A 20,826-nucleotide genomic window follows, 5' to 3' on the forward strand; every position below is an offset into this window, starting at 1 on the left:
AATGCTGACAGCCGTGCTCAGCCGCCTGTCAGTTGCCAAATGCCAGTCTCTGCCCGTTCCGAAACAAGGAAGGGTAAAGATATGCACAGCGCATTCAAAAAAGTGCTGCTCGTTTCCACAATGAGCTTGTTCGGCGTCGTTGGAGGGCCAGTGACGATGGCTCTTGCGGATACCGGCGCGGCCAGCAGCTTCGAAGCCGGACCTAACGGTGGCTTCGACACCAGCAGCCCCACCACAGTCGGCGAAGGTGGATCCGGTGGCGGACAGGACACCGGCACGGGCGGCGGACAAGACACCGGCACCGGTGGCGGTGAAGGCGGCGGCACCGGCGGCGAAGGCGGCGGTACCGGCGGCGAAGGCGGCGGCAGCGGCGGCGAAGGCGGCGGCAGCGGCGGCGAAGGCGGCGGCAGTGGCGGCGGCACTGGCGGCGAAGGCGGCGGCACTGGCGGCGAAGGCGGCGGCAGTGGCGGCGAAGGCGGTGGCACTGGCGGCGAAGGCGGCGGCACCGGCGGCGAAGGCGGCGGCACTGGCGGCGAAGGCGGCGGCACCGGCGGCGAAGGCGGCGGCACTGGCGGCGGACAAGACACTGGCACCGGCGGCGGGCAGGACACCGGCACCGGCGGCGGGCAGGACGGCGGCGGAACTCCGACGGCGAACTGATCCGATTCCGACCTGAGCCCTTAACTGCGGCGGTGGCTGTCCCATCGCCGCAGACTTCCTCAAATTCGTGCCTCTCGCATCACTCCTGCTGCGAGGGGCACGCCCGTTTCAGTAAGAAAATCGACGTTCCACCCCTGTTTCCGTCACTTTTCTGGCGGATGCTGCGGCGACCTATGTTGAGGGGATAATGAGAGACCATATCTGCCTGGAGCGCGCCGCACCGCCTCGTCCCGCTTCGCTCATGCGCCGGAGTCTGGCCGCATTTGTTTGCTGGTCGGTTGCGTCCTGTGTCGTGCCGTTCTCCGCGAGCGGCGCGGCTTTGGCCGATGACGGCAAGACCGGCCGCGGCAACTCGGATGCCGGCGGCAGCACCGGCGATACCGGCACCCGAGGTGATCGCAGCACGGCAGCCCCGGAGAACGGGAGTCGGGAAACGAGAAGCCGGGAGGATGCGCGAGACGCCGTCGTCAAGGGAGAGATCCTGCCGCTGAGCAAGCTGCTCGCCTTGGTGGATCGCGATCTCTACGGCATGGTCATCGCGGTTGATCTGGTGCGGTACATGGGAAGCGACGTCTATCGGCTGAAGACGCGGGATGGCGCGGGCGTCATCCGCGACCTCCGGATCGATGCGCGCACCGGCAGTTTCGTGAAATTCTGAGGCAGACATGCGCATACTTCTGGCAGAGGACGACCTCAACATTGCTGGCCATGTCCGCGGGAAACTCGAGGCTGAAGGCTATGCGGTCGATACGCTTGCCCACGGCCCCGACATCTGGGAGCGCGGCGAAGACGGCGGCTATGCAGCCATCATCCTCGACCTCGGCCTGCCCGGCCTCGACGGATTGTCGATCCTCAAGCGGTGGCGTCTCGACGGCGTGGAAACGCCGGTGGTGGTGCTGACCGCCCGCGGATCCTGGATGGAGCGCGTCGACGGGTTCGAGGCCGGCGCCGACGACTACATTCCCAAGCCGTTTCGCGCCGAGGAGCTGCTGGCGCGGCTGAGGGCGCTTCTGCGGCGCGCCGGCCCGCGATTCCAGATCATCAAATCGGCGGGCCGCTTCACGCTTGACGAGGCGACCCGCCGGGTCACCTTCGACGGAGAGGCGCTTGATCTCAGCCCGCTCGAATTCCGGATGGTCGCCTACTTCATCGAACGCAAGGGCGAAGTGCTGTCGCCGCTCGAACTGGCAAGCCATGTCCAGGGACGCGACGACGACTCCGCCAAGAACGCCGTCGAGGCGATGATCGCCCGGCTGCGCCGCAAGACCGAGAGCCGCGCCATCGAGACGCGACGCGGATTCGGCTATCTCCTGCCGGACGACCCTTCATGATGCGCTCGCTGCGGCTGCGACTGGCGGTCGGAGCAGTGATCGCAATCGGCCTCGTGCTGCTCGTAGCGTGGCTTTCCCTGACCCGGCTGTTCACCGATTACGTGGTCGGGCGGTACCGCGGCGAGATGATGACGATCGTCGACACGCTCGCTGCCGAACTCGCCTTGCAAGAGGGCCAGCTTATGCTCGCGCGCGAGCCGGCAGATCCGCGTTTCGACCTGCCGAACGGCGGCCGCTACTGGCAGGTCTCACCCGTCGACGGCAGTCACCTGCGGTCGCGCTCGCTCTGGGACGTGGCGATCGATGCCGACGCTCCGGTCCCTTCGCGCTACGAGGGTTTTACCATCAGTGAAGGTCCGGACGGACATCCGATGCTGGTCCACAGCCAAAGCCTGTCGCTTGGCGAAGGTGCCCCGGCGATCCGGTTCGTCGCGTCAGCGGCGTTTCCTAAACGGGAACTCGACGAAGCGCTGGGCGATTTCCAAGCGGCGCTGCGGCTGATGCTGCTTGCGACCGCCGGGCTCCTGGCCGCCGCCGCCTTTTTCCAGAATGCCATCGGGCTCAAGCCGCTCCGCCGCCTGAGCGAGCGGGCGGCCTCGGTGCGCGCCGGCCGCGACCGGGATTTCGGAACCTCCGGCCCAAGCGAGGTGCAGCCGCTGGTCAGCGAGATCAATCTCCTCCTGAAGGAACGCGAAGTGGCGGTCGAGCGCGCGCGTGCCCGCGCCAGCGATCTCGCCCACGGCCTCAAGACGCCGCTGACGGTGCTGGCGCAGCTCGCGGAGCGGCTTCCGCCGGAGGATCGCGCCTTGGCGCTCAGACAGGTGGAACTCGCCCGCCAGCGGGCCGACCGGCAGCTGCAGGCCGCGCGCATGGGCGTCGAGCGAATGGCGACGACGTCGGTCATGGGCCTTGGCGGCAAGCTCGTCAGTGTCCTTCGTCCCGTCACCGCCGAGCGGGATGTCGCCTGGGAAGTTTCGATCGACAGCTCGCTTTCGCTCGACGTCGATCCGGCCGACCTTGCCGAATGTCTCGGCAATCTGCTCGACAACGCCGCGAAGTGGGCGCGTTCGTTCATCCGCTTCTCGGCACGCCGGGTCAACGGCGCCATCACCATCCTGATCGAGGACGACGGGCCTGGCATTGCCGAACAGAACCGCGTGGCGATCCTCAGACGCGGTGCACGGCTCGACAGCACCGACGACCGAGAGCCCGAAGGCGCGGGACTGGGTCTCGCGATCAGCGCCGACATCGCCGAGGCCTATGGTGCCTCATTGACCCTAGAGCAGTCCGACCTCGGAGGACTGAGAGCCCGGCTGACCTTTCCGGTCAGGGTCGTGCGGCTTCCGGTGCGCGATCCCGCCTGAGCCGCGGCTCAGCGTATGCCATGATCAACGGGCGGCTTGCGCTTTTGCAGGACTTCGGCTACAAGCCCCCCGTCCGAACGGTCCGGCAGGGCATGCCGTGGCCGTTCTTAACGCTGGAAACCAGCCTCGTCAGCCGGTTTCGCATATCAAGAACAATGGAGTAGCAAAATGCCCAAGATGAAGACGAAATCGTCTGCCAAGAAGCGGTTCAAAGTAACCGCGACCGGCAAGGTTCGAGCTGCCGCTGCTGGCAAGCGCCACGGCATGATCAAGCGGTCCAACAAGTTCATTCGCGACGCACGCGGAACCATGGTTCTCGCAGAGCCTGATGGCAAGAAGGTCGTCAAGAATTACCTGCCGAACGGTCTCTAAGACTTCAGGCACATTGGACAAGGAGATCATGACATGGCACGTGTAAAACGCGGCGTAACCGCTCACGCCAAGCACAAGAAGACGCTCAAGGCCGCCAAGGGTTTCTATGGCCGCCGCAAGAACACGATCCGCGCCGCCAAGGCAGCGGTCGACCGTTCCAAGCAGTACGCCTACCGCGACCGCAAGGTCAACAAGCGCAATTTCCGCGCCCTCTGGATCCAGCGCATCAACGCTGCCGTCCGCGAGCACGGTCTGACCTATGGCCGCTTCATCGACGGCCTGAGCAAGGCAGGCATCGAAGTGGACCGCAAGGTTCTCTCCGACATGGCGATCCATGAGACGGCTGCATTCACGGCGCTCGTCGAAGCCGCCAAGAAGGCGCTCGCCTATCTCAAGGAAGCCGGCACGGCAAACGAGTTTGAAAGCGCTGTCCGTTAAGCCAGCGTTTTCCCAAGACCGTTTCTGAAATTGTTGGGAAACCCGCGCTGGCAGGGCTGGCGCGGGTTTTTCTTATTCGGCGCACCGCCAGGCGATCACATCGCTGAAGTGTTGAACCGATAGATCGAACCAATCCCGCATCGAGGTAGGACAGAATGAGCGAACTGGAAACTTTGGAACGGACATTGCTGGCGGAAATCGATGCCGCCGCCGACGAGGGGGCGATCGAGTCGTTGCGCGTCGGTGCGCTCGGCAAGAAGGGTTCGATTTCGGAGCTCTTGAAGACGCTCGGCACGATGAGCCCCGAGGAGCGCCAGACGCGCGGCGCCCGCATCAATGCCCTGAAGAATACCGTTTCCGATGCGATTTCGGCTCGCAAGCTCGCCCTCAAGGATGCGGCGATCGCCGAGCGGCTGGCGCGCGAGACGGTGGATATCAGCCTGCCGGTCCGCTCCTCGCCTGCTGAGCGCGGCCGCATCCATCCGATCAGCCAGATCGTCGACGAGATCACCGCCATCTTCGGCGACATGGGCTTCTCGATCGCCGAGGGACCGGACATCGAGACCGATTACTATAACTTCACGGCGCTGAACTTCCCCGAGGGCCATCCGGCCCGCGAGATGCACGACACTTTCTTCTTCCAGCCGGACGAGAAGGGTGAGCGTAAGGTGCTGCGCACCCACACCTCGCCGGTGCAGATCCGCACGATGGAGGCTCAACAGCCGCCGATCCGCATCATCATTCCCGGCAAGACCTATCGCCAGGATTCCGACGCCACCCATTCGCCGATGTTCCACCAGGTCGAGGGACTGGTGATCGACAGGACGGCGAACGTCGCCAACATGCGCTGGGTGCTGGAAGAGTTCTGCAAGGCTTTTTTCGAGGTGGACCAGGTGACGATGCGCTTCCGCCCGTCCTTCTTCCCCTTCACCGAGCCGTCCTTCGAGGTCGATATCCAGTGCGACCGCTCCGGCCCGATCGTCAAGTTCGGCGAAGGCAAGGATTGGATGGAGATCCTCGGCTGCGGCATGGTGCATCCGAACGTGCTGCGCGCCGGCGGTCTCGATCCGGACGAGTATCAGGGCTTTGCCTGGGGCATGGGCCTCGACCGCATCGCCATGTTGAAATACGGCATGCCGGACCTGCGCGACTTCTTCAACGCCGATGTCCGCTGGATGACCCATTACGGCTTCCGCCCGCTCGACATGCCGACGCTGTTCGGCGGTCTTTCGGCCTGATCGCTCGCGCTACTGCATGTTTCCTTAAATCCTAGCCGATTTAAGGACAAAAACATGCAGCAATTCAAAGTGCTATAGCGACCTTTGCGCGTCTGATAAGACGCGCGGCGCTGTAGAATTCTTAGGACACAGGTGAAATCATGAAGTTCACGCTCTCCTGGCTGAAGGACCATCTGGAAACCGACGCCTCGCTCGAGGAAATCTGCGCGCGCCTGACGATGATCGGGCTCGAGGTCGAGGGTGTCGACGACAAGGCCGCCTTCAAGCCCTTCGTCATCGCCAAGGTCATTTCCGCCGAGCAGCACCCGAACGCCGACAAGCTGAGGGTGCTGATGGTCGATACCGGCAACGGCTCACCGGTGCAGGTCGTCTGCGGCGCGCCAAACGCGCGCAAGGGCCTCGTCGGCGCCTTTGCCGCGCCGGGCACCTACGTGCCGGGCATCGACGTGACGCTGTCGGTCGGCAACATCCGCGGCGTCGAAAGCCGCGGCATGATGTGCTCGGAAAAGGAATTGGAGATATCCGATAACCACACCGGCATCATCGACCTGCCCGAGGATGCGCCGGTCGGCACCAGCTACGCCGCCTATGCGGGCCTCGACGATCCGATGATCGAGATCAACCTGACGCCGAACCGGCCGGATTGCACCAGCCTTCACGGCATTGCCCGCGACCTCGCCGCCTCCGGCCTCGGCACGCTGAAGACAAGGCCGGCGCCCTCCTTCCCGGTCGAAGGCGAAACGCCGGTCAAGGTGCGGCTGGAGCTCGGTGAGGACAAGCATCTCTGCCCCGGCTTTGCGCTGCGTCTTGTGCGCGGCGTCAAGAATGGCCCGAGCCCGGTCTGGATGCGCCGGCGGCTGACGGCGATCGGGCTTCGGCCGATCAACGCATTGGTCGACATCACCAACTACCTGACCTTCGACCAGGGCCGGCCGCTGCACGTCTTCGACGCGGCCAAGGTCAACGGCAACCTGACGGTTCGCCGGGCAAAGGAAGGCGAGAAGGTGTTGGCGCTCGATGCCCGCGAATACACGCTGTCGCCCGCCAATGTGGTGATCACCGACGAGGACGGCATCGAATCGATCGGCGGCATCATGGGCGGCGAGCATTCCGGCTGCGATGAGGCGACCACCGACGTGCTGATCGAGTCGGCGCTTTGGGACCCGATGAACATCGCCAAGTCCGGCCGCACCCTCGGCATCATCACCGATGCGCGCTATCGCTTCGAGCGCGGTGTCGATCCGGAATATATGGTGCCGGGCCTCGAACGGGCGACCGAACTGGTGCTGGAGCTCTGCGGTGGTACCGCCGCGAAGCTGGACGTCGTCGGCTATGAGGGCCATACGCCCAAAGTCGTCGACTTCCCGGTTTCCGAGGTCAAGCGGCTGACCGGTCTCGAGGTCTCCACCGAGGAGAGCGTTTCGATTCTCGAGGAGCTCGGCTTCGGCGTCGAGGGCTCCGGCGAGCGCTTCCGCGTCACCGTGCCCTCCTGGCGGCCGGATGTCGACGGCAAGGCGGACCTGGTCGAGGAAGTCATGCGCATCCATGGCGTCGACAACATCGTCGCGGCGGCCCTGCCGAGCCACAACGCCGTCAACGGCAAGATCCTCACGACCTTGCAGATCCGCACCCGCCAGGCGAGACGCGGGCTCGCCAGCCGCGGCATGCTAGAAGCGGTCACCTGGTCGTTCATCTCGGAGGAGCAGGCGAAGCTCTTCGGTGGTGGTCAGCCGGGGCTGAAGCTCGCCAATCCGATTGCTGCCGACATGTCCGACATGCGGCCGTCGCTGCTGCCGGGGCTTTTGACCGCCGCGCAGCGCAATGCCGACAAGGGCTATGGTGACGTGGCGATCTTCGAGGTCTCCGGCACCTATGAGGGCGACACGCCCGAGGCGCAGCGCCGCGTCGCCGGCGGCGTCCGCCGCGGCACCGCCTCGCTCAACGGCGCCGGCCGGCTCTGGTCGAACGCAGCGAAGGGCGGCGGCAAGCCGGTCGATGTCTTCGATGCCAAGGCCGATGCCATCGCCGTGCTCGAGGCTTGCGGCGTGCCGATGGGCAATGTCCAGTTCGAGGCCGGTGGCCCGGCCTGGTATCACCCCGGCCGTTCCGGCACGATCAAGCTCGGTCCGAAGATTGTTCTCGGCAGCTTCGGAGAGTTCCACCCGAAGACGCTCGACGCTCTCGATGTCTCCGGCCCGATCGCCGGTTTCGAGATCTATGTCGATGCCATGCCGGAGCCGAAGAAGAAGACGACGCGCACTAAGCCGGCGCTTGAGCTCTCGCCGTTCCAGGCGGTGAAGCGCGACTTCGCCTTCGTGGTCGACAAGGAGGTCGAGGCGGCCGCTGTCGTCCGGGCCGCTTCCGGCGCCGACCGCAAGCTGGTGACCGGCGTCAATGTCTTCGACGTCTTCGAAGGCGCCTCGCTCGGCGAAGGCAAGAAGTCGATCGCCATCGAGGTGACGATCCAGCCGGTCGAGCGCACGCTGACCGACGAGGATTTCGAGGCGCTGACCTCGCGCATCGTCGCCACTGTGGCGAAAAGCACCGGCGGCGTGCTTCGCGCCTGAGTATAGATCGGTTTGGAGAAAGACTCCTCCCCAACACCCCACCTGTGGGGAGGGTTGGGGAGGGGCATGTGGCTGACGATCGTCAATCGCTTGGCTGCAGCAATTCTATCCTGTTACCAAACGGATCGCTCACATAGCGACGGACAAACCCCGCGAGCGGCTCGTCTTCCGTCGCGTCGAATCCCGCTGCCGCAAGCCGTGCGACCAGCACGAAAAGATCATCGACAACGAAGGCCGGGTGCGCCTTGCGGGCGGGTGAGAATTCCTTTTCAACACCGAGATGGATCTTGAGGCCGGCTTGCTCGAACCAGCAGCCGCCGCGCGCCGCGAGATTGGGCGGCTTGGTCACTTCCGGAATTCCGAGCAGGCCGGCATAGAACCGGCGCGCCTCCGCTTCGCCGCCTTCCGGCATGGCGAGTTGCACATGGTCGATTGCGACGACCTTGCCGGATGCGCCTTGCCGCATGATCCCTCGAATAGCCCTACGTGTGGCGATGCCAGACCTTGTTGACGATCAGCCAACGCCCGTCGACCTTGAGCAGGGTCAGATAGTCCGTATAGCGCGCGCCGCCGAATTCATCGATGACCTTCACGCTCGCTGCGTCGCCGGTTATATGGATCAATTCCACCTCCATGAGCGGCTGCGTCTCCGGCGGCGCCGAGCCCTCCATCACGACAGCGGCGATGAAGGCGTCACGGCTCAGCCATTCAACCGAATCCTGGTAATTGCCAACGATCGAGGCGCTCGGGTGAAAGGCCTTGCGCAGCGCCGCCTCATTGGCGAATGCCATTCCGTCGACATAGAGATGGACGACTGCGCTGATGGCCTGCTCATCGGACATACCTCATTCCTCCGTTCCTGGAGCGGCCAAAACACAACACTGTTGCGCGTGATTGAAGCTCTTCCGCCTCCGATGCCGCTCCAGCCATCGTCAAGGCGGACACATCATAGTTAGGGTATCGCAACGGAATTGCGATACCCGCGGCCGGTAGCCGGTTTTCAGCGGTTCGTCAGCGCCAGTGACGCGTCGGTGTATCGGCTGCCGGCGACGAGCGTCGGGGACAGTGCCTCGCCGAGTTCGGCACGTTCCTCTGCAGAGAGGACGATGTCGGCGGCGGCGGCGTTCTGCTCCAGATGCTCGAGCTTGCGGGCGCCGGGGATCGGCACGATGTTGTCGCCCTGGTTGACGACCCAGGCGAGTGCCAGTTGGGCGGCCGTCACCTCTTTCTCGGCGGCGAGCCTTTGCAGCTTTTCGACGAGCGCGGCGTTGGCGTCGAAGTTCTCCGCCTGGAAGCGTGGCAGCGAGCGACGGAAATCGTCGTCGGCGAGGTCCTCGACCTTGCGAATGGTGCCGGTCAGCATGCCGCGCCCCAGCGGGCTATAGGGGACAAAGCCGATGCCGAGTTCGCGGCAGGTGGCGAGCACCTCGTCTTCCGGGTCGCGCGTCCAGAGCGAGTATTCGCTTTGCACCGCCGCGATCGGATGCACCGCGTGGGCGCGGCGGATGGTGGTCGCACTCGCCTCGGAAAGCCCGATCGCCCGTACCTTGCCCTCCTTCACCAGCTCCGCCATCGCGCCGACGGTTTCCTCGATCGGGACGTTCGGATCGATGCGGTGCTGGTAGTAGAGATCGATGACGTCGGTGCCGAGCCGCTTCAGCGAAGCCTCGGCGACGGCCTTGGCATTTTCCGGCCGGCCGTCGACCCCCTTGATCGCCTCCGCGGCCGGTTTGCCCGGCTCGATCAGAAAACCGAATTTCGTGGCGATCCCCACTTGGTCGCGCCTGTCCTTCAGCGCCCGCCCGAGGAGCTTCTCGTTCTCATAGGGCCCGTAGACCTCTGCCGTGTCGAAGAAGATGACGCCAAGCTCGATGGCGCGATGGAGCGTTCGGATCGATTGGCGTTCGTCGGCCTCGCCATAGGCAAAACTCATGCCCATGCAGCCGAGGCCGATGGCCGAGACGGTGAGTTCATTGCCGAGCTTGCGGGTTCTCATGGGATTTCCTTTCCGGCTGGAATGCGCTTGGACGCGTCACGCAGAAGTGGCTGCGTCGAACATGCGGGGCGATCGTCTGGGTTGGCGCCGGTCGGTTCGCGGCGCCCACGACGACCAGGGAAAGATAGGTCTCTCGTCGGCGGCTGAAAATCGCTGCCAATTCTCACAGCTTGTTCTATTATTTCGATCAATGAATCGCACCCAGCTCTCCCAGCTCGCCGTCCTCTCCGCCGTCGCCGCCCATGGCAGTTTCCGCGGCGCGGCCAAGGAACTCGCCATTGCGCCGTCGGCCGTCAGCCACGCCGTCGCGAGTCTCGAAGCGAGCCTCGGGGTCCGGCTGCTTGCACGCACGACGCGCAGCGTCGCGGCGACAGAGGAGGGCAGACGGCTGCTCGACCGCCTGCGGCCGGCGCTCGACGAGATTGCCCACGCGCTGGAATCGGCGGTGGATGCGCGGCAACGCCCGGCCGGCAATCTGCGGATCACCGCGCCGCGCTTTGCCGCCGACCTCATTCTGGCGCCGCGGCTCGGCGACTTTTTGACGCGCTATCCCGATATCGTGCTGGAGATCGCCAACGAGGACGGCTTCACCGATATCGTCGAGGCGGGTTTTGATGCGGGCATTAGGCTAGGCGAGAGCTTGGAGGCGGACATGATCGCGGTGAAGATCGGCCCGGATCTGAAGAGCGCGGTTGTCGCGTCGCCCAGCTACTTCGAGCGATTGCCGCGGCCGCTGCACCCGCGCGACCTCGCCGCGCATCGCTGCATCCGCCGGCGCTTTTCGAACGGCACGATTTATCGCTGGGAGTTCGAGAAGGATGGCGAGGAGATCACGGTCTCGGTGAATGGCCCGCTGATCGTCGGCGAGGACCGGCCGATCATCAAGGCGGCAATCGGCGGCGCGGGCCTCGCCTACCTTTTCGAGCCGCGCGTCAGCGGCGATCTGGCGGAGGGGAGATTGCTGCGGGTGCTCGAGGATTGGTGTGCGCCCTATGCCGGCCCCTATCTCTATTACCCGAGCCGTCGCCAGATGCGTCCGGCGCTCCGGGCCTTCATCGATTTCTTCCGGCATACGGATTGAGCGGCGACCGGTCCTCTCCGGTCGCCGCTGCAGCAAAAGTCGCTGTAGAACTTTGAATTGCTGCATCGGTTCCGATTAAGGAAACATGCAGTAGCGCTCATGCGGCTTTCTTGTTCGATTTCGCCGTCGCGAGCTTCGTCAGATCCTGGTCCGTGACGACCTCTTCCTTCAGCGTTGCGTCGAGAAGCGGCACCGCGTCCTTGAGGCCGATGGTCTGCGCCCAGGTCTTCAGGGTGCCGTAGCGAGCGATCTCGTAATGCTCGACGGACTGCGCGGCGGAGATCAGCCCGGCGTCAAGGGCCTGCGTGCCCTTGAACTCGTCCATGATCTCCTCGCCTTCGGCAATGATCCCTTCGATCGCTTCGCAGGTTTTGCCTTGCGCGCGCTTGCCGATCAATTCGAAGACCTGCTGCAGCCGCTCGACATGGGTTTCGGTCTGCTCGCGGTGCTTTTCGAACGCCGCCTTGAGCTCCGGTGCCTGCGCGCTGCGTGCCATCTTCGGAAGAGCCTTCAGGATCTTGCGCTCCGCATAGTAGATGTCCTTGAGCGCGTCGTAGAACAGGTCGTCCATTGTCTTTTCCTTGGGCATTGTCGATTTCCTTCCTTGTCCGGTGGGGAGGTTGGCAGTGACGCCCAATCAACATCAGACAGAGGCATTTGTTCCTGCCTCGGGGAAAATGCGTGCTTGTGCGGCCTTTCCACCCGTCGACCTCCTGCAGGTGCGGCCACTTTCGCTGCACGGAAATCGGGTGGCCGCAACAACTGCCATCTGGGATCTTTCCGCTCGTCAACGACAACAGGCGCGAGGAAAGTGGAATGTCGAGACTTGAAGGAAAAGTGGCGATCGTGACGGGTGCAAGTTCGGGAATAGGCCGCGCGGCCGCCTCTCTCTTTGCGCGCGAAGGCGCAAAGATCGTGATCGCCGCAAGGCGAGGCGAGGCCCTCGAGCAGCTCGTGGGCGAGATCATCGAAGAAGGCGGTGAAGCGGCAATGCTTGCCGGCGACCTGCGCGACGAAAGCCCGAACAAGGCGCTGGTGGACCTGGCGCTCGGCCGCTTCGGCGGATTGGACATCGCGTTCAACAATGCCGGCGCCCTGGGGGCCATGGGCGAGATCTCCTCGCTGTCGCTCGAGGGATGGCGCGAGACGCTCGACACCAACCTGACCAGCGCCTTTCTCGCCGCCAAGCATCAGGCTCCGGCCATGCTTGCTCGCGGCGGCGGTTCGCTGGTCTTCACGTCGAGCTTCGTCGGCCATACGGCAGGGTTCCCGGGCATGGCCGCCTATGCGGCCAGCAAGGCTGGGTTGATCGGCCTAGTGCAGTCTTTGGCGGTTGAGCTCGGAGCCCACGGCGTGCGCGTCAATGCATTGCTGCCGGGCGGCACCGACACGCCCGCCAACGTCGCGAACCTGCCCGGTGCTTCTCCCGAGACGCGCGGCTTTATCGAAGGCCTGCATGCGCTGAAGCGCATGGCGCAGCCGGCGGAAATCGCCGAGGCCGCGCTTTACCTTGCCTGCGATGCTGCTAGCTTCATCACCGGCACCGCATTGCTGGTCGATGGCGGCGTTTCGATCAGCCGGACATGAACGGCTCGTGCGAGCAGCGCGGAGGGAAGAATGAAGAAACCTGGATCGATGAAGTCGCTGGAGGATGTCGGCCGCATACGCCTGTCGAAAAACTTCTTCCTGCGCGATTTCCTCCATTCGGAGATCGCCGATTTCTATCGTATTCCGAACATCCCGGACGATGCGGAGCTTGCCGTCGAGGCCGGTCGCAAGCTCTGCGAGGAGCTTCTCGAACCGCTGCAGGCGACCTTCGGACGGCTGCACATCCGCTCCGCCTATCGCAACCGCGCCGTCAACGAATTCGGCAATGCCAACAAGCTCAATTGCTCGACCAATGCCTCGACGGCGGCCGATCATATCTGGGACATGCGCGATGCGGACGGCTGCATGGGCGCCACCGCTTGCATCGTCATTCCCTGGGTTTGGGACCGGGAGCGTAGGGAGGGCGGTTGGCAGAGCCTCGCCTGGTGGATCCACGACCACCTTCCCTATGCCTCGCTCTGCTTCTTCCCGAAGCTTTGGGCCTTCAACATCCAGTGGCACGAGCGGCCGCAACGGAGGATCCGCAGCTTCGCCGAACCGCGCGGCCTCCTGACGAAACCGGGCATGGCCAATCACGAAGGCAGCCATGCGTATCTATACCCGGGCTATCCGCCGCTTGCGAACGTGGCGGGATCGTAAGCTTCACCCCTCCCCAACCCCCCACAAGGGGGAGGGCCTAGCACCCGCCGTCTGGCCAGTGCCGCCTTCAACATCCAAGATCGTGGAACCGCCGAGACATGAGTGGAGCGGGCGCGGCGTCGCAAGCCCCTCACCCTTGTGGGGAGGGGTTGGGGAGGGGCTTTTTCGGCCATTACTGGCTCACGTCGTTCAGCCGCTGTATCGCCTCCTCCGTCAGCGTGAGCTCCGCCGACCTTACGAGGCTTGCCAGCTGATTGAGATTGGTGGCGCTGGCGATCGGCGCGGTGACGCCGTCGCGGGCGATGATCCAGGCGAGGGCGATCTCCGCCTGTTTCGCGCCGGTCTCCTCGGCGATCTCGTCGAGCACGCCGAGAATGCGCATGCCGCGCCCGTCGAGGTATTTTTCGACCCCGCCGCCGCGCTCCGAGCCTTCGAGATCCGTGTGCGAGCGGTATTTGCCGGAAAGAAAGCCGCGAGCCAGGCTAAAATAGGTGATGACGCCGATTTCCTCGGCGAGGCAGAGGTTGCGCAAGGCGCCGTCATAGGCGGCGCGGTCGTAGAGATTGTATTCGGGCTGCAGCACGTCGTAGCGCGGCAGGCCTCTCGCCGCCGCGACATTCAGGGCATCGCGTAATTGTCCCGCATCGAGGTTCGAGGCGCCGATCGCCCGCACCTTGCCTTGGCCGAGCAGCGTCTCATAGGCGGCGAGCGTCTCCTCGTAGGGCGTTTCGGGATCGGGCCAGTGCGACAGATAAAGGTCGATATAATCGGTCTGCAGGCGGCTCAGCGAGTCCTCGACCGCCTGCAGGATCCAGCGACGCGAGAGCCCCTTGCGGCCGGGGCCGAGTTCGGAGCCGACCTTGGTGATAATCACTGCCTTGTCCCGCGCGCGCCCGGACTGCTTCAGCCACTTGCCGATGATCGTCTCGGATTCGCCACCCTGGTTTCCCGGGACCCAGGAGGAGTAGACATCCGCCGTATCGACGGCATTGAAGCCCGCATCGAAAAAGGCATCGAGAAGGGCGAAGGACGTTCTCTCGTCCGCCGTCCAGCCGAACACGTTGCCGCCGAAGACGAGCGGGGCAATTGAAAGATCGGTACGGCCAAGTCTGCGCAAGTCCATTGTTTCGCTCCGCGGTTGAATGAAGACAAGCTGCGATCGGGAGGATTGCCGGGGAAACATAGGTCAGTTCCCTGCCGATGACACCCGCCGGCTTGGTTTTTCTGGTCGGTTCAAGCCTTGCTAGGCACGTACCTCGGCGATAGTCTCGGCGCCGCCCCGGTCGTGCGATGGATAAATCCGGACGCGACCGATCCCCACACAGGTGCGGCCGAGGGAGCCCTTCCCTTCTTCGCGAGTCCGCTCTAACAGGAGACTGCCCCATGCTGCGTTTCGGAATTCTGTCGACGGCCAGGATCGGCCGCGAACTGGTCGTGCCCGCCATCCAGGACGCGGAGAACTGTGTCGTCTCGGCAATTGCCAGCCGCGACCACGCCAAGGCGCGTGCCATGGCCGACCGCTTCTCGGTGCCGCATGCTTTCGGCTCCTATGAAGAGATGCTCGCCTCGGACGTGATCGACGCCGTCTATATTCCGCTCCCGACGTCGCAACACGTGGAATGGGCGATCAAGGCCGCCGATGCCGGCAAGCATGTTCTGTGCGAGAAACCGCTGGCGCTGAAGGCTGAGGAAATCGACGCCGTGATCGCGGCGCGCGATCGCAACAGGGTGCTGGTTTCGGAAGCCTATATGGTGACCTACAGCCCGGTCTGGCGGAAAGTGCGCTCGCTCCTCGCCGAGGGTGCCATCGGCAAGCTGCGCCATGTCCAGGGCGCCTTCACCTATTACAACCGCGATCCCGGCAACATGCGCAACGTTCCGGCGCTCGGCGGTGGCGGCCTGCCTGACATCGGTGTCTATCCGGCGATCACCACCCGGTTCACCACCGGCAAGGAGCCGCTGCGTGTCCAGGCCAATACCGACCGCGATCCGGAATTCGGCACCGACATCTATTCGAGCGTGCGCGCCGACTTCGACGATTTCGAACTGAGCTTCTACATCTCCACCCAGCTCGCCGCCCGCCAGGTCATGGTCTTCCATGGCGACCAGGGCTATATCGAGGTGAAGTCGCCCTTCAATGCGGATCGCTACGGCCGCGAGGAGGTGGAACTCACCAACCAGAATCACGCCCAGTCGCAGCTTTTCCGCTTCCAGGATGCCCGCCAGTACAAGCTCGAGGCGGAAGCCTTCGCGCGTGCGGCGAAGGGCGAGGCGGAAGAGGTGGTGACGCTCGAGAGCTCGCGCCTCAATCAGAAGTTCATCGACGCGATCTATCGCGCCAGCGACAAAGATGGCTGGGAAACGGTCTGAGGCCCGCTGAAAAGACGGCCCGCCAGACGGCGGGCCGGCGCATTTTGAGGACCTAAGCAGCCCTCGTGCCCACCTGGGCGGCCCCCTTCAGCTTCAGAAAGAGAAAGTCGGCGACGGCGACCATCGCCACGACGATCAGCCCGATCCCGATTGCCGACAGCGACGCATAGGCGAGGGCGATGATGACGAGGCTCGCGATCTGCCAAAGAATATCGCCGGCGATGCTGATCCGTGCCGCCAGCGCGTTCGGGCCCTCCTTTCTCGACCAGGCGAGGTGGAAAGCGCCCCAGAGCAGCAGGCCGATACCGAGTACGCCGACGACCTCCGGCGCAACAGCGGGGCCGACGAGCGCCGCCAGTGGCTGCGCGTCGACGATCAGGACCGTGCCGGCGATAAGCGAGAAGATGCCGTCGGCGAGGAACGTCTTGTTGAGAAGCGAGCGGTTGGAAAAATCGAGCATGTCTGTCTCCTTTGTCGATGGAGCAATGCTGGCCTGTCGTGGTCATCAATCCAATTACCTCGGAGGTAATGGATTTCGCGCCACGTTCGGCCCATTCTTGCCGCGCAACGAAGGAAGGCATCGATGGAATTCGGCAGTCACTTGAAGGAATGGCGCGGTCATCGCCGCATGAGCCAGCTTGATCTGGCGACCGCTGCCGGCATTTCCACCCGCCATCTCTCCTTCCTCGAGACGGGCCGTTCGCGGCCGACCGAGGGGATGATCCTGCGGCTCGCCTCGGTGCTCGAGATCCCCGCCCGCGACCAGGGCTCGCTCTTTTCCGCCGCCGGCTATCGGCCGCGCATGGCGACGCGCTCCGCCGCCGGACTGGATGCGATGCCGGCCGCCGTCGCCAGTGCGATCCGCCTGATGCTGGACCGACATGATCCGTACCCCGGCCTTGTCCTCGACCATCAGTACACGGTGCTTCTGACCAATCCGGCCTTCGCGGGGCTTGTGGAGGCTACCGATGTTCCGCTCAGTCCGGGCCAGAACTTCCTCGACGGCTTCCTTGACTCCGAAAGCGTCCGTACCCTCGTCGTGAATTGGGAGGCCGCTGCCGCCGACCTTGTCCAGAGGGTCCGCATGGAGGCCTGGCTGCAGGGGCCGCGCAGTCCGCTGCAGCGCCGGCTCGACCGGCTCGCCGCAGAACCGGCTGTCGTCAAGGCAATCGACAATCATCCTGCCACCGATCGTTTGCCGGTGCTGCCGATCGAACTGCGCTTCGGGGAAGCGGAATTGCGCTTCATCACGACGCTCTCGACCTTCGGTTCGACCCAGGACGCGCTGGTGGAGGGCGTGCTGATCGAATCCTTCTTCCCGGCCGACGAGGCGACTCGGTGTTTTTTCGAGAAGGCGACCTCTCCCGGCCGGAAAAACCGTAGATAGGCGGCGTCTCGCTGCTGATCTTCTGCCTCCGGTCGGCTACAAAGGGCGTATGACCTCGTTCTTCGATTCCGATTCTCAGTCCAATGTCGCCGAATATTCGGTGTCGGAACTGTCCGGCTCGATCAAGCGTACGCTCGAGCAGGCCTTCGATCATGTCCGGGTACGCGGCGAGATCTCCGGTTATCGCGGGCCACATTCCTCCGGCCATGCCTATTTCGCGCTGAAGGATGATCGCGCCCGGATGGAGGCGGTGATCTGGAAGGGCACGTTCGCACGGCTGAAATTCCGCCCGGAAGAAGGCATGGAGGTCATCGCGACCGGCCGGGTGACGACTTTCCCCGGTTCGTCGAAATACCAGATCGTCATCGATTCGCTCGAACCGGCCGGCGCCGGCGCGCTGATGGCGCTCATCGAAGAGCGTAAGCGCAAGCTTGCTGCAGAGGGCCTCTTCGACGCAACACGGAAGCGGCCGCTTCCCTTCATGCCGAAAGTGATCGGCGTCGTGACCTCGCCGACGGGCGCGGTTATCCGCGACATCCTGCACCGCATCGCCGACCGCTTTCCGGTTCATGTGGTCGTCTGGCCCGTGCGTGTCCAGGGCGACGGGGCGTGCGACGAGATCACGGCGGCGATCCGCGGCTTCAATTCTCTCGATGCAGACGGACCAATCCCGCGCCCCGACGTGCTGATCGTGGCGCGCGGCGGCGGCAGCCTTGAGGATCTCTGGTGTTTCAACGACGAGGCGGTGGTGCGTGCTGCGGCGGCCTCCACCATTCCGCTGATCTCGGCCGTCGGCCATGAGACGGACTGGACGCTGATCGACTATGCCTCCGACCAGCGGGCGCCGACGCCAACGGGCGCTGCCGAAATGGCGGTGCCGGTGAAGGCTGACCTCGAGGCGCAGGTCGCCAATCTTTCCGCCCGGCTGCAGGTGGGTGCGACGCGGCAGATGGATCACCGGCGCCACGCGCTTCGGGCGCTGGCCCGGGCGCTGCCGTCGCTCGATCAGTTGCTCGCCTTGCCAAGAAGACGTTTCGACGAGGCGGCCGCCGGGCTCGGCCGCGGCCTGCAGATGAACACCGCCAACAAGCGCCGCAGCTTCGAGCGCATCGCGGCGCACCTGCGATCCGAGCTGCTGACGACGAAGATCCGCGAACATCGGCGGCATCTCCTCGAAGCCATGAACAAGGCCGAACGCTGCGTGGAACGTCAGATCGACCGGCGCCAGGCGCGCATTTCGTCCGCCGACGCATCGCTTCGAGCCCTGCCGTCGCGTCTCCTCGGCCAGATCCATCGTGCATCGGACCGCATTGCCGGCTTGAGCGCCCGGACCGATGGAGCCATGGCCGCCGAGATGCGCCGGCTGAAAGGCGCGCTCGCGGCGCAGGATCGCGTGCTGCAATCGCTTTCCTATCGCAACGTGCTGCAGCGCGGCTTCGCGCTGGTGCGCGATGCCGCAGGCGAGCCGGTCAAACAGGCGGCGGTGGTGACGCCAGGCATGGCGCTGTCGCTCGAATTCGCCGACGGCAACGTCGCGGCGGTCGCGGGCGAGGGCGGGTCGGCCCCGACCCAGGCGCCGAAGAAGCGTCCGGCGCGGCCGGCCGATCCGACGAAGCAGGGTAGCTTGTTTTAAAAAAAGGGCGGCCGGATGCGTATTCTGTTGGTGTTCGCCCACCCGCTCGAGGACAGTTTTGCGGCGAGCACCGCGCGGGCCGCCAAGGAGGTTCTGGAAGGCCGCGGCCACGTCGTCGATCTGCTCGACCTCTATCGCGAGGGCTTCGATCCACGGCTGACTGCAGCGGAGCGCGACAGCTATTTCATGGAGCGATATGACGCATCCGAGGTCTCTGGCTGCATCGACCGGCTGAAGGCGGCGGACGGGATCGTGCTCGTCTTTCCGCAATGGTGGTTCAATTTCCCTGCGATCCTCAAGGGCTTCTTCGACCGGGTCTTCGCGCCGGGGGTCGCTTTCGAGCACGACCCGGCGGGCGGACGCATCATCCCGCGCCTTACCAACATCAAGCTCTTTTGGGCGCTGACGACCACCGGCTCGCCCTGGTGGGTCGTGCATCTCTACATGGGCAATCCGGTGCATCGCCTGCTCAAGCGCGGCATCGCCGCCTTCTGCAGCAAAAGCGTCCAGTTCCGGATGATCAACCTGCACGACCTGGACAGGGCAACCGACGCAAAGCGCAAGCGTCACCTCGAGCGGGTGCGCGCCTTGGTGAGCCGTATCTGATCAGCTCATTCGAATGTCGCAAGAAATTTCCTGAGCAGCGCGTCGAGCGCACTCCGTTCCTCGGGCTCAAGGCCTGCGATTAGGCGCTGCTGGTTGGCGACGTGGGCGGCCGCCGCGGCATCGATGCGCTTCAAGCCCTCCGGCGTCAACGCGATGATCACGCCGCGCCGGTCTTCGGGATTGTCCAGCCGCTCGACGAGGCCTGCTCTTTCGAGTTGGTCGAGGCGGTTGGTCATGGTGCCGGAGGTCACCATTGTTGCCGCAAGCAATTCGCCGGGCGAAAGTTGAAAGGGCGGTCCGGAGCGGCGGAGCGTCGCCAGCACGTCGAAACTTGCCGATGTGAGATCGTGTTCGGCGAAGACCGTTTCCTGCTCCCGAGCGATATGGGCCCTGAGCCGCGCCAAGCGCCCGAGGGGACCCATGGCGGAGATGTCCAGCTCCGGCCGCTCGCTGCGCCACTGTGCCAGAATCTTGTCCACGTGGTCCTGATCGCCGTGTTTCATGTGCACCCATGGCCTGACAGGCGGAGCCGCTCGCGCCTTTGTCATGGCTCTAATAGACCGATATCTTGACGTCAAGATAGTTTCCATTTACGGTTATCTTGATATCAAGATTCTTGAGATGAAGAAAATGCGGACACAAAACTTGGACATTGCCCTTACGGCCATAGCCCCGGCGATCTGGGGTAGTACCTATCTGGTTACCACCGAATTCCTGCCCGCCGGCTACCCGTTGACCGTGGCAATGCTGAGAGCCCTGCCGGCCGGCCTCCTACTGCTGCTCGTCGTCCGGCAGTTGCCGACGGGCATCTGGTGGCTGCGCAGCTTTCTGCTCGGCGCACTCAACTTTTCTTTCTTTTGGGCGATGCTGTTCGTCTCCGCCTACCGCCTTCCGGGCGGTGTTGCCGCGACGGTCGGCGCCATCCAGCCGCTGATTGTCGTGCTGCTGTCGCGGCTCGTTCTTGGTTCGCCGGTCCGAGTGCTGAGCATCCTTGCCGGCGTGGCGGGCATGGCCGGGGTCGCGCTGCTGGTGTTGACCCCGGGGGCCGCACTCGATCCTCTCGGCGTCGCGGCGGGCCTCGCAGGCGCCGTTTCCATGGCTTTCGGTACGGTGCTCAGCCGGCATTGGGCGCCGCCTGTCTCGCCGCTGACCTTCACCGCCTGGCAATTGGCGGCCGGCGGCCTTCTCCTCGTTCCTGTAGCTCTATTCTTCGAGCCCTCCCTGCCATCGCTCACCGCATCGAACCTGATGGGTTTCGCCTATCTCGGCCTGATCGGCGCCGCCTTCACCTATCTCCTCTGGTTCCGCGGTCTCTCACGCCTGGAACCGTCGCAGGTCTCGCCGCTCGGCTTCCTCAGCCCTGTGGTGGCAATCCTGCTCGGCTGGGGCGTACTCGGCCAACAGATGGCGGGAATACAAACGCTGGGAATCGTCGTCGTCTTTGCCAGCGTCTGGATGAGCCAGCAGGCGCAGATGGCGCGTCGCCCTGCGCCCGTCCGCGCCTAGCCGCTTGGCAGGGGCGCTGCCGCCGCAGTT

At 64.5% G+C, this 20,826-nt stretch carries 23 protein-coding genes; 16 read left to right on the plus strand and 7 right to left on the minus strand.

Features of this window, described 5'->3' with window-relative positions:
- Positions 1 to 81: 81 nt before the first annotated feature.
- The 8 genes from CO676_RS00715 to pheT all read left to right on the plus strand — a co-directional run bounded on the left by CO676_RS00715 (position 82) and on the right by pheT (position 7,970).
- Positions 82 to 660 carry a hypothetical protein gene (locus tag CO676_RS00715; RefSeq protein ID WP_097519326.1) on the plus strand — a complete coding sequence of 193 codons (579 nt, stop codon included), beginning with the start codon at positions 82 to 84 and terminating at the stop codon, positions 658 to 660.
- A 187-nt stretch (positions 661 to 847) separates the two neighbouring features.
- Positions 848 to 1,318, plus strand: a complete 471-nt coding sequence (locus CO676_RS00720) for a hypothetical protein (protein ID WP_097519327.1) — start codon at positions 848 to 850, stop codon at positions 1,316 to 1,318.
- A 7-nt stretch (positions 1,319 to 1,325) separates the two neighbouring features.
- On the plus strand, positions 1,326 to 1,991 hold the full coding sequence (locus CO676_RS00725) for a response regulator transcription factor (protein WP_014766730.1): 666 nt from the start codon (positions 1,326 to 1,328) through the stop codon (positions 1,989 to 1,991).
- Positions 1,988 to 3,355 (plus strand): sensor histidine kinase, encoded by a 1,368-nt coding sequence (locus tag CO676_RS00730; RefSeq protein WP_097519328.1) that lies wholly within the window; start codon positions 1,988 to 1,990, stop codon positions 3,353 to 3,355. The genes CO676_RS00725 and CO676_RS00730 overlap by 4 nt, the downstream gene beginning before the upstream one ends.
- A 168-nt stretch (positions 3,356 to 3,523) precedes the next feature.
- Entirely contained in the window at positions 3,524 to 3,727 is a 204-nt protein-coding gene (gene rpmI / locus CO676_RS00735; RefSeq protein WP_014330719.1) for a 50S ribosomal protein L35, read from the plus strand.
- 33 nt (positions 3,728 to 3,760) lie between these two features.
- Positions 3,761 to 4,165 (plus strand): 50S ribosomal protein L20, encoded by a 405-nt coding sequence (rplT, locus tag CO676_RS00740; RefSeq protein ID WP_014766732.1) that lies wholly within the window; start codon positions 3,761 to 3,763, stop codon positions 4,163 to 4,165.
- 155 nt (positions 4,166 to 4,320) lie between these two features.
- Positions 4,321 to 5,403, plus strand: coding sequence for a phenylalanine--tRNA ligase subunit alpha (gene pheS / locus CO676_RS00745; protein WP_014766733.1), 1,083 nt, complete (start codon positions 4,321 to 4,323; stop codon positions 5,401 to 5,403).
- 140 nt (positions 5,404 to 5,543) lie between these two features.
- Positions 5,544 to 7,970 (plus strand): phenylalanine--tRNA ligase subunit beta, encoded by a 2,427-nt coding sequence (pheT, locus tag CO676_RS00755; RefSeq protein WP_097519329.1) that lies wholly within the window; start codon positions 5,544 to 5,546, stop codon positions 7,968 to 7,970.
- A gap of 82 nt (positions 7,971 to 8,052) precedes the next feature.
- Here pheT and CO676_RS00760 read toward each other — a convergent pair whose 3' ends face one another.
- The 3 genes from CO676_RS00760 to CO676_RS00770 form a co-directional block, all read right to left on the minus strand.
- Positions 8,053 to 8,436, minus strand: a complete 384-nt coding sequence (locus tag CO676_RS00760) for a VOC family protein (protein ID WP_097519330.1) — start codon at positions 8,434 to 8,436, stop codon at positions 8,053 to 8,055.
- Positions 8,437 to 8,452: 16 nt separating this feature from the next.
- A complete protein-coding gene (locus CO676_RS00765) occupies positions 8,453 to 8,812 on the minus strand; it encodes a nuclear transport factor 2 family protein (protein ID WP_097519331.1) in 360 nt (119 codons plus the stop codon).
- A 158-nt stretch (positions 8,813 to 8,970) separates the two neighbouring features.
- A complete protein-coding gene (locus CO676_RS00770; RefSeq protein ID WP_097519332.1) occupies positions 8,971 to 9,966 on the minus strand; it encodes an aldo/keto reductase in 996 nt (331 codons plus the stop codon).
- Positions 9,967 to 10,156: 190 nt separating this feature from the next.
- Here CO676_RS00770 and CO676_RS00775 point away from each other — a divergent pair, with 190 nt between their 5' ends.
- Entirely contained in the window at positions 10,157 to 11,047 is an 891-nt protein-coding gene (locus CO676_RS00775) for a LysR family transcriptional regulator (protein WP_097519333.1), read from the plus strand.
- A gap of 97 nt (positions 11,048 to 11,144) precedes the next feature.
- Here CO676_RS00775 and CO676_RS00780 read toward each other — a convergent pair whose 3' ends face one another.
- Positions 11,145 to 11,636, minus strand: coding sequence for a ferritin-like domain-containing protein (locus CO676_RS00780; protein WP_014766739.1), 492 nt, complete (start codon positions 11,634 to 11,636; stop codon positions 11,145 to 11,147).
- Positions 11,637 to 11,863: 227 nt separating this feature from the next.
- Between CO676_RS00780 and CO676_RS00785 the strand changes: the two genes are divergently transcribed.
- A complete protein-coding gene (locus CO676_RS00785; RefSeq protein WP_097519334.1) occupies positions 11,864 to 12,634 on the plus strand; it encodes an SDR family oxidoreductase in 771 nt (256 codons plus the stop codon).
- 30 nt (positions 12,635 to 12,664) lie between these two features.
- Complete coding sequence (locus CO676_RS00790) at positions 12,665 to 13,294, plus strand: hypothetical protein (RefSeq protein ID WP_014766741.1); 630 nt, start codon at positions 12,665 to 12,667, stop codon at positions 13,292 to 13,294.
- A 172-nt stretch (positions 13,295 to 13,466) separates the two neighbouring features.
- Here the strand turns inward: CO676_RS00790 and CO676_RS00795 are convergent, their stop codons facing one another.
- Positions 13,467 to 14,417, minus strand: coding sequence for an aldo/keto reductase (locus tag CO676_RS00795; protein WP_097519335.1), 951 nt, complete (start codon positions 14,415 to 14,417; stop codon positions 13,467 to 13,469).
- A gap of 260 nt (positions 14,418 to 14,677) precedes the next feature.
- Between CO676_RS00795 and CO676_RS00800 the strand changes: the two genes are divergently transcribed.
- A complete protein-coding gene (locus CO676_RS00800; protein WP_097519336.1) occupies positions 14,678 to 15,664 on the plus strand; it encodes a Gfo/Idh/MocA family oxidoreductase in 987 nt (328 codons plus the stop codon).
- Between the two features lie 52 nt (positions 15,665 to 15,716).
- Here CO676_RS00800 and CO676_RS00805 read toward each other — a convergent pair whose 3' ends face one another.
- Positions 15,717 to 16,124, minus strand: a complete 408-nt coding sequence (locus tag CO676_RS00805; protein WP_097519337.1) for a hypothetical protein — start codon at positions 16,122 to 16,124, stop codon at positions 15,717 to 15,719.
- A gap of 123 nt (positions 16,125 to 16,247) precedes the next feature.
- Here CO676_RS00805 and CO676_RS00810 point away from each other — a divergent pair, with 123 nt between their 5' ends.
- Genes CO676_RS00810 through CO676_RS00820 form a run of 3 tightly spaced genes read left to right on the plus strand, consistent with a single transcriptional unit; the run spans position 16,248 to position 19,290 of the window.
- Positions 16,248 to 17,051: a helix-turn-helix transcriptional regulator gene (locus CO676_RS00810; RefSeq protein ID WP_097519338.1), complete on the plus strand. Its 804-nt coding sequence runs from the start codon at positions 16,248 to 16,250 to the stop codon at positions 17,049 to 17,051.
- 49 nt (positions 17,052 to 17,100) lie between these two features.
- The gene (xseA, locus tag CO676_RS00815) at positions 17,101 to 18,684 is read left to right on the plus strand and encodes an exodeoxyribonuclease VII large subunit (RefSeq protein ID WP_014766745.1); all 1,584 of its coding nucleotides are present in this window, start codon (positions 17,101 to 17,103) and stop codon (positions 18,682 to 18,684) included.
- A 15-nt stretch (positions 18,685 to 18,699) separates the two neighbouring features.
- Positions 18,700 to 19,290: an NAD(P)H-dependent oxidoreductase gene (locus CO676_RS00820; protein ID WP_097519339.1), complete on the plus strand. Its 591-nt coding sequence runs from the start codon at positions 18,700 to 18,702 to the stop codon at positions 19,288 to 19,290.
- A 5-nt stretch (positions 19,291 to 19,295) separates the two neighbouring features.
- Here CO676_RS00820 and CO676_RS00825 read toward each other — a convergent pair whose 3' ends face one another.
- Positions 19,296 to 19,793: a MarR family transcriptional regulator gene (locus CO676_RS00825; protein ID WP_041415705.1), complete on the minus strand. Its 498-nt coding sequence runs from the start codon at positions 19,791 to 19,793 to the stop codon at positions 19,296 to 19,298.
- Positions 19,794 to 19,920: 127 nt separating this feature from the next.
- Between CO676_RS00825 and CO676_RS00830 the strand changes: the two genes are divergently transcribed.
- Positions 19,921 to 20,796 (plus strand): EamA family transporter, encoded by an 876-nt coding sequence (locus CO676_RS00830; protein ID WP_097519527.1) that lies wholly within the window; start codon positions 19,921 to 19,923, stop codon positions 20,794 to 20,796.
- Positions 20,797 to 20,826: the final 30 nt, after the last annotated feature.

The organism is Sinorhizobium sp. BJ1 (assembly GCF_002531555.1).
GTDB classification, from domain to species: domain Bacteria; phylum Pseudomonadota; class Alphaproteobacteria; order Rhizobiales; family Rhizobiaceae; genus Sinorhizobium; species Sinorhizobium fredii_B.

What these genes read in the sequence shown, in the direction of transcription:
- CO676_RS00825 (WP_041415705.1), bottom strand. Translation starts at nt 19,793, where the DNA reads ATGAAACACGGCGATCAGGACCACGTGGACAAGATTCTGGCACAGTGG.
- CO676_RS00790 (WP_014766741.1), top strand. Translation starts at nt 12,665, where the DNA reads ATGAAGAAACCTGGATCGATGAAGTCGCTGGAGGATGTCGGCCGCATA.
- pheS (WP_014766733.1), top strand. Translation starts at nt 4,321, where the DNA reads ATGAGCGAACTGGAAACTTTGGAACGGACATTGCTGGCGGAAATCGAT.
- CO676_RS00720 (WP_097519327.1), top strand. Translation starts at nt 848, where the DNA reads ATGAGAGACCATATCTGCCTGGAGCGCGCCGCACCGCCTCGTCCCGCT.
- CO676_RS00820 (WP_097519339.1), top strand. Translation starts at nt 18,700, where the DNA reads ATGCGTATTCTGTTGGTGTTCGCCCACCCGCTCGAGGACAGTTTTGCG.
- CO676_RS00810 (WP_097519338.1), top strand. Translation starts at nt 16,248, where the DNA reads ATGGAATTCGGCAGTCACTTGAAGGAATGGCGCGGTCATCGCCGCATG.
- CO676_RS00780 (WP_014766739.1), bottom strand. Translation starts at nt 11,636, where the DNA reads ATGCCCAAGGAAAAGACAATGGACGACCTGTTCTACGACGCGCTCAAG.
- CO676_RS00770 (WP_097519332.1), bottom strand. Translation starts at nt 9,966, where the DNA reads ATGAGAACCCGCAAGCTCGGCAATGAACTCACCGTCTCGGCCATCGGC.
- pheT (WP_097519329.1), top strand. Translation starts at nt 5,544, where the DNA reads ATGAAGTTCACGCTCTCCTGGCTGAAGGACCATCTGGAAACCGACGCC.
- xseA (WP_014766745.1), top strand. Translation starts at nt 17,101, where the DNA reads ATGACCTCGTTCTTCGATTCCGATTCTCAGTCCAATGTCGCCGAATAT.
- rpmI (WP_014330719.1), top strand. Translation starts at nt 3,524, where the DNA reads ATGCCCAAGATGAAGACGAAATCGTCTGCCAAGAAGCGGTTCAAAGTA.
- CO676_RS00795 (WP_097519335.1), bottom strand. Translation starts at nt 14,417, where the DNA reads ATGGACTTGCGCAGACTTGGCCGTACCGATCTTTCAATTGCCCCGCTC.
- CO676_RS00715 (WP_097519326.1), top strand. Translation starts at nt 82, where the DNA reads ATGCACAGCGCATTCAAAAAAGTGCTGCTCGTTTCCACAATGAGCTTG.
- CO676_RS00830 (WP_097519527.1), top strand. Translation starts at nt 19,921, where the DNA reads ATGCGGACACAAAACTTGGACATTGCCCTTACGGCCATAGCCCCGGCG.
- CO676_RS00725 (WP_014766730.1), top strand. Translation starts at nt 1,326, where the DNA reads ATGCGCATACTTCTGGCAGAGGACGACCTCAACATTGCTGGCCATGTC.
- rplT (WP_014766732.1), top strand. Translation starts at nt 3,761, where the DNA reads ATGGCACGTGTAAAACGCGGCGTAACCGCTCACGCCAAGCACAAGAAG.
- CO676_RS00800 (WP_097519336.1), top strand. Translation starts at nt 14,678, where the DNA reads ATGCTGCGTTTCGGAATTCTGTCGACGGCCAGGATCGGCCGCGAACTG.
- CO676_RS00760 (WP_097519330.1), bottom strand. Translation starts at nt 8,436, where the DNA reads ATGCGGCAAGGCGCATCCGGCAAGGTCGTCGCAATCGACCATGTGCAA.
- CO676_RS00805 (WP_097519337.1), bottom strand. Translation starts at nt 16,124, where the DNA reads ATGCTCGATTTTTCCAACCGCTCGCTTCTCAACAAGACGTTCCTCGCC.
- CO676_RS00730 (WP_097519328.1), top strand. Translation starts at nt 1,988, where the DNA reads ATGATGCGCTCGCTGCGGCTGCGACTGGCGGTCGGAGCAGTGATCGCA.
- CO676_RS00765 (WP_097519331.1), bottom strand. Translation starts at nt 8,812, where the DNA reads ATGTCCGATGAGCAGGCCATCAGCGCAGTCGTCCATCTCTATGTCGAC.
- CO676_RS00775 (WP_097519333.1), top strand. Translation starts at nt 10,157, where the DNA reads ATGAATCGCACCCAGCTCTCCCAGCTCGCCGTCCTCTCCGCCGTCGCC.
- CO676_RS00785 (WP_097519334.1), top strand. Translation starts at nt 11,864, where the DNA reads ATGTCGAGACTTGAAGGAAAAGTGGCGATCGTGACGGGTGCAAGTTCG.